Consider the following 12,801-nt stretch of genomic DNA (forward strand, 5'->3'; position numbering starts at 1 on the left):
TCCCCGGCCGTATGACGCTCAGGCCTGCTGCTGCGCCGCGCGTTCCTTGACCGACGACGCGTAGACGTCCTCGTACTGCTGCTCACCCAGGCGCTGCAACGCCACCATGATCTCGTCCGTCACCGAGCGCAGCACGTAGCGGTCGCCTTCCATCCCCTGGAAGCGCGAGAAGTCGAGCGGTTCGCCGATGACCATTCCCACTCGTCCGACACGCGGGATGCTGCGTCCGATCGGCATGACCGCATCGGTGTCGACCATCACGACGGGGATGACGGGGACGCGGGCCTCGAGCGCCATACGCGCCAGGCCGGTGCGCCCGCGGTAGAGCTTGCCGTCCGGGCTCCGTGTGCCCTCCGGGTAGATCCCGAGCAGATCACCGCGGCCGAGCACCTGGAGTCCGGTGTTGAGCGAGGCCTCGGATGCCTTGCCTCCCGTGCGGTCGATGGCGATCTGACCGGTCGCCTTCATGAACATCCGGGTGGCCCAGCCCTTGAGGCCCGTGCCGGTGAAGTAGTCGCTCTTTGCGAGGAACGACATCGGCCGGTCGATCATGAGCGGCAGGAAGATCGAGTCGCTGACCGACAGGTGGTTGCTGGCGAAGATCGCGGCACCGGATGCCGGGACGTTGCGGCGCCCCACGATCCACGGCCGGAAGATCGCCTTGACGACGGGTCCGATGAAGATGTACTTCATCAGCCAGTAGAACACCGGTCACCGCCCCCCGGCCAGGTCGGCCACGCCGATCAGACCCGCGTCGTTGCCGAGGGTGGCGATGGCGAAGTCGGCCGGAGCCGCGTTCTCACCGCCGGGAAGGGCTCCCCGGTAGGCGGTCCGGACCGGCGCCAGGAGCGTTTCGCCCAGCTGCGCGACACCCCCGCCGATGACGAAGATCTCGGGGTCGAGCGTCGCCTGGAATCCGCCCGCCGTCTCGCCGAGCGCCGTCGCGACCCGGTGGAGGGCCGCGAGCGCGCCGGGATCGTCGGCGAGGATCAGGCGGGAGATCGCGTCGCCCGGGATCGAGCCGTGCTCGTCTCGCACCTGCGCGAGACCGGCCCCGAGCTCGGGGTCGTCGGCGATCGCGATCGCCTCGCGCTGCAGTGCTCTTCCCGAGGCGTACTGCTCGAGGCATCCCTGCAGGCCGCAGCCGCACAGCCGGCCGCCGCGCTCGAATCGCACGTGACCCAGCTCTCCCGCCGCGCCGCGCCCGCCGATGAGGAGCTGCCCGTCGATGATGACCGCTCCCCCGACACCCGTGCCGAGCGTGAGCATGACCATGTTCGAGCTGCCGCGGCCGGCGCCGAAACGGTACTCGGCCCAGCCGGCTGCGTTCGCGTCGTTCTCGAGCACGACGGCGACACCGACGCGCGCCTCGAGCTCGGCACGCAACGGGTGCTCCACCCAGTCGATGTTGGGTGCGTGACGCATGATCGAACGCGTGCGATCGAGGAAGCCGGCCGCGGCGACCCCGACTGCGGTCACCTCGTGGGACGCGCGGAAATGCCGCACCATGTCGGCGACGGCGTCCGCCAGCGCGTCGGTGTCGGCGGGCGTGTCGACGCGGATGCGGTCGACGATCGTCCCGTCGGCGGAGACGACACCTCCGGCGATCTTGGTTCCGCCGATGTCGATGCCGATGTTGAGCACGCGTGGTCCTTTCCGTCGGCCGTCCGCCGGCGACCCGGAAAGTCTAATGGGGCGCCGCCTCGCCGCGCGGGCTCGGCGACCGGGTGGCAGATAGAGTGTGCTTACCCTGCCAGACGCTTCCGGTACCGAAGGAGTTGCCGCCCATGAGCGCCGTCCAGTTCGAAGTCCCCGCCGTCGTTCCAGCCGATCCTGACGCGAACATCACCGATCTCCTCGTCGACCGGGTCGCCGCCACCCCGTCGCGAGCCCTCTTCGCCGTGCCGCACGACGGCGCCTGGCGAGACATCTCCGCGGCCGAGTTCCAACGCGAGGTGATCGCGCTCGCGAAGGGGCTCGTCGCGGCGGGCGTCGAACCTGGCGACAAGGTCGCGTTCGTGGCGCGCACCACGTACGACTGGACGCTCGTCGACTTCGCGATCTTCTTCGCCGGCGCCGTGATGGTCCCCGTCTACGAGACGAGCTCGGCGTCGCAGATCGCCTGGATCCTCAGCGATTCGGGTGCGACCTTCGCGATCGCGGAGTCCGCCGACCACGCCGCACGCATCGACGAGATCCGTGCGACGGTCCCCCTCGTCCGCGAGGTGTGGGTCATGGCCTCGGGAGACCTCGACCGGCTGCGCTCGGGCGGTGCAGACGTGCCCGACGAGGAGATCGAGCGGCGACGCAACCTCGCCGTGGGCTCGGACATCGCGACGCTCATCTACACCTCGGGATCGACCGGACGACCCAAGGGCTGCGTCTTGACGCACAGCAACTTCGTCGAGCTGGCCCGCAACTCCGGCGAAGCGCTCAAAGAGGTCGTCAACCACCCCGGTGGAGCATCGACGCTGCTGTTCATCACGACCGCCCACGTCTTCGCGCGCTTCATCTCGATCCTCAACGTGCACGCCGGCGTCAAAACCGGGCATCAGCCCGACACCAAGCAGCTGCTGCCCGCTCTCGGAACGTTCCAGCCGACCTTCCTGCTCGCCGTGCCCCGCGTGTTCGAGAAGGTCTACAACTCCGCCGAGCAGAAGGCCGAGGCCGGGGGCAAGGGCAAGATCTTCCGTGCCGCGGCACAGGTCGCGATCGACCACTCGCGCCTGCAGCAGGAGGGGAAGAGCATTCCACTGCTGACCAAGCTGAAGTTCCGCCTCTTCGACAAGCTCGTCTACGGCAAACTCCGCGCCGCCATGGGCGGTCGCGTCACCTACGCCGTCTCGGGATCCGCTCCCCTGGGTCCGCGCCTCGGCCACTTCTTCCACAGCCTCGGGGTCACGATCCTCGAAGGGTACGGCCTCACCGAGACGACGGCTCCGGCCACGGTCAACCTCGCGACGAAGTCCAAGATCGGCACCGTCGGGCCGGTCCTGCCCGGTGTCGGCGTCCGCCTTGGCGAGGACGGCGAGGTCGAGGTGCGCGGCATCAACGTCTTCGCCGAGTACTGGCGCAATCCCGAGGCCACCGAGGCCGCGTTCAACGACGGCTGGTTCAAGACGGGCGACATCGGATCGTTCGACGATGACGGCTTCCTCACGATCACCGGCCGCAAGAAGGAGATCATCGTCACCGCCGGCGGCAAGAACGTCGCACCGGCCGTGCTCGAAGACCCCATCCGCGCCAACCCGATCGTCGGACAGGTGGTCGTCGTGGGCGATCAGAAGCCCTTCATCTCCGCGCTCGTCACGCTCGACCCGGAGATGCTGCCGACCTGGCTGACGAACAACGGCCTCTCGGGCGACATGTCGCTCGCCGACGCGGCGAAGAACAGCCAGGTCCGCGCGGAGGTCCAGCGCGCGATCGACGAGGCCAACCGCAACGTCTCTCGTGCCGAGTCGATCCGCAAGTTCACGATCCTCGACACCGAATGGACCGAGGCGAGCGGTCACCTGACGCCGAAGATGAGCATCAAGCGCAATGTCATCCTCACCGACTTCTCGGGTGAGATCTCGGCCATCTACGACGAGCCGGTCAAGACGAGCAACGTGCCGCTCGGATGACCGGATGACGCGGAAGCGGGGCCCGGCTGGTGGATCACCGGCCGGGCCCCGCTTCCGCGTGAGGGGTCAGAACCAGGACGACTCGCGTACCTCGCGCATCGCGATCCGCCGTTCGGCGGGCGAGAGCCGGTCGAGGTACAGGATGCCGTCGAGGTGGTCGCACTCGTGCTGCAGCGCCTGAGCCATGAGCCCTTCGCCCTCGAGGACGATCTCGTCGCCGTCGAGATCGATGCCCACGGCGCGCGCGTACGGGTGCCGGAGGGTGTCATGCCAGAGGTTGGGCACGGACAGGCAGCCCTCGCCGATGAGCGACGGCTCGCCGGAGACCTCGACCAGTCGCGGGTTGAGGATGTAGCCGATGACGCCGTCGACGTTGTAGCTGAACGCGCGCAGCCCGACCCCGATCTGCGGCGCCGCCACGCCGGCTCGGCCGGGCAGCTCCACCGTGTCGAGGAGATCCTGCACGAGCGAGCGCACACCGTCGTCGATCGCCTGGATGGGCGCCGCCGCCGACTTCAGGACGGGGTCGCCGAAGAACCGGATCGCGCGAACCGCCATGTCAGGCCGCCGCCCCGAGACGCAGCCCCTCGACCACGCTGGCGGCGAGCTTGCGCGCCGCCTCACGCGTCGCCGGGTCGAGGTCCCGGAACGACACCGCGCTTCCCGCTGCGAGGTGCGGGTCGTACGGCACGCGCAGCACCGAGCGGACGCGCGTGGCGAAGTGGGTCTCCAGCTCCTCCGCGCGGACCATCGGCGTGCCCGGACGCGACGTGTTGAGCACGACCACCGCGTTCTTCACTGCGTCGGCGAAACCGTTGGACTCGAGCCAGGTCAGTGTCTCGGAGGCCAGCCGCGCCTCGTCGACCGAGAGACCGGCGACGACGACGATCTGGTCGGAGAGCCCGAGCGTCGCCCCCATCACCGAGTGCACGATCCCCGTGCCCGTGTCGGTGAGCACGATCGAGTAGTAGTGCGCGGCGATCGCGGCGATTTCCTCGTAGTCGTGATCGCTGAAGGCCTCCGAGATGTGCGGGTCGGCGTCGGACGCCAGAACGTCGAGCCGCGTCTCGTCGCGGGCCACGATGGCGGAGAGATCGTTGAAGCCGACGACCTCGCCACGCGCGCGCGCCAGATCGCGCACCGTCTTGCCGCTCGTACGGCCGATACGGTCGGCGAGCGTGCCGCGGTCGGGATTCGCGTCGATCGCGATCACGCGGTCGTCACGGGCATCGGCGAGCGCCATCCCGAGCAGGGTGGTCACGGTCGTCTTGCCGACGCCGCCCTTGCGCGAGAGAACCGGGACGAACTTGGCCCCGCCGGTGAGCGGCGCGGTGATCCGACGATCGAGCTCCTTGCGCGAGCGTGCCCGCTTGCCGTCGCCGAGGTTGATGCGATGACCCGAGACGCTGTACACGAGGCGCTGCCAGCGGCCTTCCGGCTCGGCCCGCACGATCTGCGCCGGGTCGAGCAGACGCTCGGCCGTCAGCAGGTCTGCCGATTCGCGCCCGGGCTCGAGATCGCCGAGGCGCCGCGACTGCAGGACCGGCTCGGTCGGACGCGCGACCTGCACCCGCTCGGCGGCATGACGAACCTGCTCGGCGACCTGGTGGGCCTGCCGGCGGGTGGTCGGCACGGTGCCGGTGATCGGCGTGGTCGTCGGCACGACCGTCGCGACGACGACACCGGTGTCGCGCGCTTCCGCGGCCCCGGACGTCGCGGTGTCGGCACCCCGGGCGTGATCGCTGTCGTCACCGGCCGTGACGTCCTCTGCGGCAGCATCCGTCACACCCTCGGACGTGGCCGGAGCGTCGGCGGTCGTCGTGTCGGCCTCCGCTGGGAGGTCGATCTCGGGGTCGTCTTCATCGTCGATCACGGCGGTGACCACCTCATCGACAGGCTCCCCGGCATCGTCGTCGCCGGACACGTCGCGGTCGTCGCCCTGATCAGCGAGCTCGGATGCCTCGGTGGAAGCAACCTCGTCCGCGCCGTCGCCCTCGAACTCTTCGTCTTCGGTGCCGGCATGGTCGCCCGGCTCTGCCCGGAGCGCGGGAGCTTCCTCGTTCTCCGGGTTCGCCTCACCGCCTGCATCCGCCTCGTCGTCGGCGGCGGCCGTCGCGGCATCCCTCGACTCGTCGTCGTCCGGATCGACCGGCGCGATGCCGAGGGGGATGTCGCCGGTCGTCAGCTGCTCGTCGCCGACCTCGCCGTCGATGACGTCGTCGTCATCGAGGTCGTCTTCCGCGACGGGGAGCGCGACGTCGACCTGTGCGGTGCCGCCGATGATCCCGATGGCCGTCGTATGGATACTCTCGCTGTCGGCGAGGACCGCGGGATCGGTCTCGTCGGGCTGGTTCTCGTTGCGCTCAGGCATGTTGTGCTGCGTCCACTCCAAGGTCTCGAGCTCGCGCCCGACCCCTTAGGCTACCCGCCGGGCCGGACGACGACCAAAAGGTCGCCCGCCTCGACCGCCGCCGTCGGCCCGACGACGAGCCGCTCGACCACGCCCGCGACCGGCGCCGTGATCGCCGCCTCCATCTTCATCGCTTCGATCGACGCGACGGGAGCTCCCGCCCCGACGGCATCGCCGACGGCGACCTTGAGCGTCACGACGCCCGAGAACGGGGCGGCGACCTGACCGGGGACCGAAGTGTCGGCCTTCTCGGCCTGACGAGCCTCGACGCTGATGCTGCGGTCGCGCACGAACACCGGCCGCAGCTGACCGTTGAGCGTGGCCATGACCGTGCGCATGCCTTTGTCGTCGGCCTCACCGATGGCCTCGAGTCCGACGTACAGCTGCACACCCTTCTCGATCTCGACGACGTGCTCGGCGCCGGGGACCAGCCCATATAGGTAGTCCGCCGTGTCGAGCACACTCAGGTCGCCGTAGGTGTCGCGCACCCGGTCGAACTCCTGTGTCGGCGCAGGGAAGAGCAACGAGTTCAGCGTGCGTCGCCGTGTCGCGGAATCGGCGTCGAGAGCCGCTTCCTGCGCCGCCAAGAGATCTGCAGCCGCGGGACGCACGGTGCGCCCTGCGAGGACCTTCGACCGGAACGGTTCGGGCCATCCTCCCGGCAGGTCGCCGAGTTCGCCTGCCATGAAGCCGACGACGGACTCCGGGATGTCGTATGCGCCCGGGTCGGCGGCGAAGGCGGCTGGATCGGCTTTCACCGCCGCCAGATGCAGCGCGAGGTCGCCCACGACCTTCGACGACGGGGTGACCTTGGGAACCCGGCCGAGGATCTCGTTCGCCGCGGCGTACATGTCCTCGATGAGTTCGAAATCGTCGGCGAGCCCCAGCGCGATGGCCTGCTGCCGCAGGTTCGAGAGCTGTCCGCCCGGGATCTCATGGCGGTAGACGCGTCCGGTGGGGCCGGGCAGACCCGACTCGAACGGACGGTACATGTGACGCACCGCCTCCCAGTAGGGCTCGAGGTCCGACACGGCGCCGAGATCGAGACCGGTGTCGCGCTCGGTGTGCGCGAGTGCTGCCACGAGCGCGGACAGCGAGGGCTGACTGGTCGTGCCCGCCATCGGCGCGGACGCCGCATCGACGGCATCCGCACCCGCGGCGCTCGCGGCCAGGAGCGTCGCGAGCTGTCCGCCCGCGGTGTCGTGCGTGTGCACGTGCACGGGCAGATCGAACCGTTCGCGCAGCGCCGCGACCAGGCGCGACGCCGCAGCCGGCCGCAGCAAGCCGGCCATGTCCTTGATGGCGAGCACGTGCGCGCCCGCATCGACGATCTCCTCGGCGAGACGGAGGTAGTAGTCGAGGGTGTAGAGGTCTTCGGCCGGGTCGAGCAGATCCCCCGTGTAGCAGAGCGCGACCTCGGCGATCGTCGTCCCGGTCTCGAGGACGGCGTCGATCGCCGGCCGCATCTGCGCGACGTCGTTGAGGGCGTCGAAGATCCGGAAGATGTCGACGCCGGCATCCGCCGCCTCCCGCACGAAGGCCTGCGTCACCGCCGTCGGGTACGGGGTGTAGCCGACGGTGTTGCGACCGCGCAGCAGCATCTGGAGAGCGACGTTGGGCAGGGCCTCTCGCAGCTTGTCGAGTCGTTCCCACGGGTCCTCGCCGAGGAAGCGCAGAGCCACGTCGTAGGTCGCCCCGCCCCACGCCTCCACGGACAGCAGCTGCGGGGTGAGCCGCGCGACGGCGGGAGCGACCGCGACGAGATCCTTCGTCCGGACGCGTGTGGCGAGAAGCGACTGGTGCGCGTCGCGGAAGGTCGTCTCGGTCACGGCGAGCGAGGTCTGCCCGCGCAGGGTCTGCGCGAACCCCGCGGGGCCGAGTTCGCGCAGGCGTTGGCGCGAGCCCGCGGGCGGCGGTGTCGCGAGGTCGAGCCGGGGCAGCTTGGTCCGCGGGTCGACGCTCGTCGGAGCAGAGCCGTGCGGGCGGTTCACGGTCGTGTCGGCGAGCCACCCGAGGATCTTCGATCCGCGGTCCTTCGACATCCGGCCCTCGAGCAGCTCGGGTCGCTCGTCGATGAAGGAGGTGCTGAGGTCGCCTCGCGCGAACGACGGGTCGTCGAGCACCTGCTGCAGGAACGGGATGTTGGTGGAGACGCCTCGGATGCGGAACTCCGCGAGGGCACGGCGCGAGCGCACGACCGCGGCACCGAAGTCGCGCCCCCGGCACGTGAGCTTGGCGAGCATCGAGTCGAAGTGCGGGCTCACCTGGGAGCCGGCGGCGGTCGTGCCGCCGTCGAGACGGATGCCGGCTCCGCCCGGCGACCGGTAGGTGGTGATCTTCCCCGTGTCGGGGCGGAACCCCTGAGCCGGATCCTCGGTCGTGATGCGGCACTGCAGGGCCGCGCCGCGCAGCTGGATGCGGTCTTGCGTGAGGCCGAGCTGCGCGAGGGTCTCCCCCGCCGCGATCCGCATCTGGGACTGGACCAGGTCGACGTCGGTGACCTCCTCGGTCACCGTGTGCTCGACCTGGATGCGCGGGTTCATCTCGATGAACACGATCTCGCCCGCCCGGGGCCCGTCCGTCTCGAGCAGGAACTCGACGGTGCCGGCGTTCACGTAGCCGATGGAGGTCGCGAAGGCGATCGCGTGCCGGTGCAGGTCTGCCCGCGTCTCGTCGTCGAGGTTGGGGGCCGGCGCGATCTCGATGACCTTCTGATGGCGTCGCTGCACCGAGCAGTCGCGTTCGAACAGGTGCACCGTCTCACCCGTGGCGTCGGCGAGCACCTGGACCTCGACGTGGCGCGGACGGCGGACGGCCTGTTCCAGGAAGACACGCGCGTCGCCGAACGCGCTGCCGGCCTCGCGCATCGCCTCCGACAGTGCCGGTGCGAGCTCGCCGGGTGCGCCGACGCGTCGCATCCCGCGTCCGCCGCCGCCGGCGACCGCCTTGACGAAGACCGGGAAGCCGATGTCCTCCGCCTGGGCGACGAGAGCGTCGATGTCGTCGGAGGCCTCGGTCGATCGCAGCACCGGCACTCCGGCGGCGACGGCATGGCTCTTGGCCGTGACCTTGTTGCCGGCCATCTCGAGCACGCGCGCCGACGGACCGATGAAGGCGATGCCCGCGTCGGCGGCGCGAGCGGCGAGCTCGGGGTTCTCGGACAGGAAGCCGTATCCCGGGTAGATCGCGTCCGCTCCGCTCTCGCGCGCGACGCGGATGATCTCGTCGACGTCGAGATAGGCCCGGACGGGGTGCCCTTTCACCCCGATCTCGTAGGCCTCGTCGGCCTTCAGACGGTGGAGCGAGTAGCGGTCCTCATGCGGATAAACGGCCACGGTGCGCGCCCCCAGCTCGAAGGCGGCGCGGAAGGCGCGGATGGCGATCTCACCGCGATTCGCGACAAGGATCTTGCGGAACATGCTCACCTCGCTGGAATGAGTCGCACGGCGACGGCGCCGCGCGGGGGCTCGAATACCCTCACAGCCTAGGGGACGGTAACGTAGAGCCTCGTGCACGTACTTTCCGTCAGCTCGCTCAAGGGCGGGGTCGGCAAGACCACGGTCACCTTGGGGCTCGCATCCGCCGCGTTCGCCCGCGGTGTCCGGACGTTGGTCGTCGATCTCGATCCGCAGTCCGACGTGTCGACGGGGATGGACATCCAGGTCGCCGGCCGTCTCAACGTCGCCGACGTCCTCGCCAATCCCAAGGAGAAGGTGGTCCGTCAGGCCATCACCTCGAGCGGGTGGGCGAAGGTGCATCCCGGCACCATCGATGTCCTGATCGGCAGCCCGTCCGCCATCAACTTCGACGGTCCGCACCCGAGCGTGCGCGACGTCTGGAAGCTGGAAGAGGCCTTGGCGACCATCGAGGCCGACTACGACCTCGTCCTCATCGACTGCGCCCCCTCGCTCAACGCGCTCACCCGCACGGCGTGGGCGGCCAGCGATCGCGTCATCGTCGTGACCGAGCCCGGCCTGTTCTCCGTGGCTGCCGCCGACCGCGCGCTGCGCGCCATCGAAGAGATCCGCCGAGGACTCTCCCCCCGCCTGCAGCCCCTCGGCATCGTGGTCAATCGGGTGCGCCCGCAGTCGATCGAGCATCAGTTCCGCATCAAGGAACTGCGCGACATGTTCGGTCCCCTGGTGCTCTCGCCCCAGCTTCCCGAGCGCACGTCGCTGCAGCAGGCGCAGGGCGCCGCGAAGCCGCTGCACATCTGGCCCGGAGACTCCGCGCAGGAGCTCGCCTCCGACTTCGACGCGCTGCTGGACCGCGTGCTGCGCACCGGCCGGATCCCGGTCGCGGGCGAGGCCCCCACGGCCGCGCCGAGCTGACCGGCCGTCACCACACGAACGAAACCCCGGCCGCACCGCAGGTGCGCCGGGGTTCTGTGTATCTCGGGGACGGCTCAGGCGCTGCGTGCCGAGCGTCGCGCAGCGAGCTCGTCGACGGGGTCCGGCGCCTGGGGGTCGAACTCGACGAGTGTGGACTCGACCTCACGGAGGACCTTTCCGACCGCGATGCCGAACACCCCCTGACCGCGGCTGACGAGGTCGATGACCTCGTCGTTCGACGTGCAGAGGTAGACCGACGCGCCGTCGCTCATCAGGGTCGTCCCAGCGAGGTCGCGGATGCCCGCGGCGCGGAGCTGGTCGACCGCCACACGGATCTGCTGCAACGAGATGCCCGTGTCGAGCAGACGCTTGACGAGCTTCAGCACGAGGATGTCGCGGAAACCGTAGAGACGCTGCGAACCCGAGCCGCTGGCACCGCGGACGGTGGGGACGACCAGTTCGGTACGAGCCCAGTAGTCGAGCTGACGGTACGTGATGCCGGCGGCGCGAGCGGCCTGCGCTCCGCGATACCCGGCCTCGTCGTCCATCTCGGGGAGACCGTCGGTGAAGAGGAGGTCGGTCGTGAACCGCATCTCGCCGAGCGAATCATGCGCGGTCATCTGGTCCTCCTGCCGGACGGTCGGGTTTCTTCCACGCTAGATGAGGGATGCCGCCGCGGCAACGACATCCGCTCCGAGCCCGCGGCGTGTCGCGCGTGGCTCACCGGACCAGTCGGTCGATGGCCGTCTGGACGAACGCCGAACGGACGTCGTCGAGCCGACGTACCAGCTCGGGCGCGAGCTCATGGGCACGTCCGCGAGACGACGAATCGGTGCGGCGCAGCAGCGGCGCGAGCGCGGTCTCGACCAGCGCGACGTCGCGTTCAGCCGCCTGCCGCACGGTGCGGAGGTGGCGCGGGCCGATGCCGTGGCGATCGAGCGCGACGAGCGTGCGCAGCAGGACGAGCGCTCGCTCGTCGTACGTGTCGGCGGCCGGCAGCAGACCCGCTGACACCGCGTCGCCGAGCAGCGCTGCCGTGGCCTCGGCCTGATCGATCAGCTCGTCGCGTCGATAGCGCCGATGCTGGACGATCGACGCCGGCAGCGCGGGCGGGAGCCCCTCGGCCCCCGGCGTGTCGAGGTACTCGCGGATACGCGCCAGCGGCATGTAGTGATCGCGTTGCAGCGTCAGCGCGGTACGCAGCCGCTCGACGTCCGCCGGTGAGAACTTCCGGTACCCCGAGCCGGTGCGCGTGGGGGTGACGATCCCCTGGTCTTCGAGATACCGCAGCTTGCTCGAGCTCAGCGCCGGAAACTCCGGACTGAGCCGCGCAAGGACCTGGCCGATGCTCAGGTGACCCGCTGCCGTGGACCGACCGCGGGCTGCGGGGGCCGCACTCACGCGCCGGTCGCCGGAGCGCGGTCGAGCGGTGAGACGAAGAAGTTCAGGCGGAACTTGCCGACGCGCAGCTCGGCTCCATCGGAGAGCACGGCGCGGTCGACGCGCTCACCGTTGACGTAGGTGCCGTTGAGCGAGCGCTGGTCGACGATCTCGAAAGCCGACCCCGTACGGGTGATCTCCGCGTGCCGCCGCGAGACGGTGACATCGTCGAAGAAGATGTCGGCCTCGGGGTGGCGGCCGACGGTCGTCACGTCGGTGTCCAGCAGATACCGTGCCCCCGCGGTGGGGCCGGAACGAACCAGAAGCAGGGCCGCCCGCTCGGGCAGCGCCTGGATGGCGTCACGCTCCACAGCGGTGAGGTCAGCCCCGAACGGCACGAACGACAGGTCCAGGTCATGCCCGAACGTCTGCGTCGTGTCCGAGGAACCGCTGTGCGGCGCGCGGTCGGGTCCGCGTCGGATGTCGTCGACGTCTCGATCCTTTTCGTCCACAGTGTCCTCCTCTTCCGGGCCAGCCTAACGGATCGACGACGAGTCGCGAACGCGAATACCCGGGCCTCTCACCACCTTCATATGGCCGACGATTAGGCTCGGGGCGATGTCTGCACGCACTCCTTCTCTTCGTATGCGCCTGCTCGTGGGCTTCGGCATCGTGCTCGGCCTCGCCGCGGCCTCCCCCGCGTCGCCCGCCCTCGCGCACGACGAGCTGCTGGCCTCCGATCCGGCCGCCGATTCGGCCGTGGCCGAGCTGCCCGACGAGGTGACGCTCACCTTCAGCGGCGTGCTCATCGACGAGGAGGGGGTCAACGCGATCTCGGTGACCGACGCGGCGGGAACGGAACTCGCCGAGGGGACGCCCGCGCTCGACGGTACGACGGCCACCCAGGCCATCGACGGAGACAGCCAGGGCCCGATCACCGTGCGCTGGCGGGTGGTCTCGAGCGACGGCCACCCGGTCTCGGGCGAGTTCTCGTTCACGGCGGGCGACCCGGCGGCTCGGTCGTGGTACCGGCTCCGCCGGACGGCCAGCTGAGCAC

The 12,801-nt window shown here is 70.0% G+C and carries 11 protein-coding genes; 3 read left to right on the forward strand and 8 right to left on the reverse strand.

Annotation, left to right across the window (positions count from 1 at the left end):
• Nucleotides 1-18: 18 nt before the first annotated feature.
• Both CBF90_RS08695 and CBF90_RS08700 read right to left on the reverse strand, forming a co-directional pair.
• Nucleotides 19-708 (reverse strand): 1-acyl-sn-glycerol-3-phosphate acyltransferase, encoded by a 690-nt coding sequence (locus CBF90_RS08695; RefSeq protein WP_023951578.1) that lies wholly within the window; start codon nt 706-708, stop codon nt 19-21.
• 3 nt (nt 709-711) lie between these two features.
• Nucleotides 712-1,644: an ROK family protein gene (locus CBF90_RS08700; protein ID WP_023951580.1), complete on the reverse strand. Its 933-nt coding sequence runs from the start codon at nt 1,642-1,644 to the stop codon at nt 712-714.
• A 143-nt stretch (nt 1,645-1,787) separates the two neighbouring features.
• Here CBF90_RS08700 and CBF90_RS08705 point away from each other — a divergent pair, with 143 nt between their 5' ends.
• Complete coding sequence (locus tag CBF90_RS08705) at nt 1,788-3,623, forward strand: long-chain fatty acid--CoA ligase (RefSeq protein ID WP_023951582.1); 1,836 nt, start codon at nt 1,788-1,790, stop codon at nt 3,621-3,623.
• A 66-nt stretch (nt 3,624-3,689) separates the two neighbouring features.
• Here the strand turns inward: CBF90_RS08705 and def are convergent, their stop codons facing one another.
• The 3 genes from def to CBF90_RS08720 are packed head-to-tail and all read right to left on the reverse strand — an operon-like array spanning nt 3,690 to nt 9,452.
• Entirely contained in the window at nt 3,690-4,181 is a 492-nt protein-coding gene (def, locus tag CBF90_RS08710; RefSeq protein ID WP_023951584.1) for a peptide deformylase, read from the reverse strand.
• Nucleotide 4,182: 1 nt separating this feature from the next.
• Entirely contained in the window at nt 4,183-5,994 is a 1,812-nt protein-coding gene (locus CBF90_RS08715) for a MinD/ParA family protein (RefSeq protein WP_088380396.1), read from the reverse strand.
• Between the two features lie 50 nt (nt 5,995-6,044).
• On the reverse strand, nt 6,045-9,452 hold the full coding sequence (locus tag CBF90_RS08720) for a pyruvate carboxylase (protein ID WP_088380376.1): 3,408 nt from the start codon (nt 9,450-9,452) through the stop codon (nt 6,045-6,047).
• A gap of 90 nt (nt 9,453-9,542) precedes the next feature.
• Here CBF90_RS08720 and CBF90_RS08725 point away from each other — a divergent pair, with 90 nt between their 5' ends.
• A complete protein-coding gene (locus CBF90_RS08725) occupies nt 9,543-10,364 on the forward strand; it encodes a ParA family protein (RefSeq protein WP_023951590.1) in 822 nt (273 codons plus the stop codon).
• 74 nt (nt 10,365-10,438) lie between these two features.
• Here CBF90_RS08725 and CBF90_RS08730 read toward each other — a convergent pair whose 3' ends face one another.
• The 3 genes from CBF90_RS08730 to CBF90_RS08740 all read right to left on the reverse strand — a co-directional run bounded on the left by CBF90_RS08730 (nt 10,439) and on the right by CBF90_RS08740 (nt 12,226).
• The gene (locus CBF90_RS08730) at nt 10,439-10,984 is read right to left on the reverse strand and encodes a MerR family transcriptional regulator (protein ID WP_023951592.1); all 546 of its coding nucleotides are present in this window, start codon (nt 10,982-10,984) and stop codon (nt 10,439-10,441) included.
• A 100-nt stretch (nt 10,985-11,084) separates the two neighbouring features.
• A complete protein-coding gene (locus CBF90_RS08735; protein WP_023951594.1) occupies nt 11,085-11,765 on the reverse strand; it encodes a MerR family transcriptional regulator in 681 nt (226 codons plus the stop codon).
• Nucleotides 11,762-12,226, reverse strand: coding sequence for an FHA domain-containing protein (locus CBF90_RS08740; protein ID WP_233494936.1), 465 nt, complete (start codon nt 12,224-12,226; stop codon nt 11,762-11,764). Before CBF90_RS08740 ends, CBF90_RS08735 begins: the two co-directional genes overlap by 4 nt.
• 136 nt (nt 12,227-12,362) lie before the next feature.
• Here CBF90_RS08740 and CBF90_RS08745 point away from each other — a divergent pair, with 136 nt between their 5' ends.
• Complete coding sequence (locus CBF90_RS08745) at nt 12,363-12,797, forward strand: copper resistance CopC family protein (RefSeq protein ID WP_088380377.1); 435 nt, start codon at nt 12,363-12,365, stop codon at nt 12,795-12,797.
• Nucleotides 12,798-12,801: the final 4 nt, after the last annotated feature.

The sequence above is a fragment of the Microbacterium sp. AISO3 genome, from assembly GCF_002204305.1.
Classification (GTDB): Bacteria; Actinomycetota; Actinomycetes; order Actinomycetales; family Microbacteriaceae; genus Microbacterium; species Microbacterium arborescens.

Coding starts and splice junctions, on each gene's coding strand:
- CBF90_RS08705 (WP_023951582.1), top strand. CDS start 1,788: ATGAGCGCCGTCCAGTTCGAAGTCCCCGCCGTCGTTCCAGCCGATCCT.
- def (WP_023951584.1), bottom strand. CDS start 4,181: ATGGCGGTTCGCGCGATCCGGTTCTTCGGCGACCCCGTCCTGAAGTCG.
- CBF90_RS08715 (WP_088380396.1), bottom strand. CDS start 5,994: ATGCCTGAGCGCAACGAGAACCAGCCCGACGAGACCGATCCCGCGGTC.
- CBF90_RS08720 (WP_088380376.1), bottom strand. CDS start 9,452: ATGTTCCGCAAGATCCTTGTCGCGAATCGCGGTGAGATCGCCATCCGC.
- CBF90_RS08730 (WP_023951592.1), bottom strand. CDS start 10,984: ATGACCGCGCATGATTCGCTCGGCGAGATGCGGTTCACGACCGACCTC.
- CBF90_RS08745 (WP_088380377.1), top strand. CDS start 12,363: ATGTCTGCACGCACTCCTTCTCTTCGTATGCGCCTGCTCGTGGGCTTC.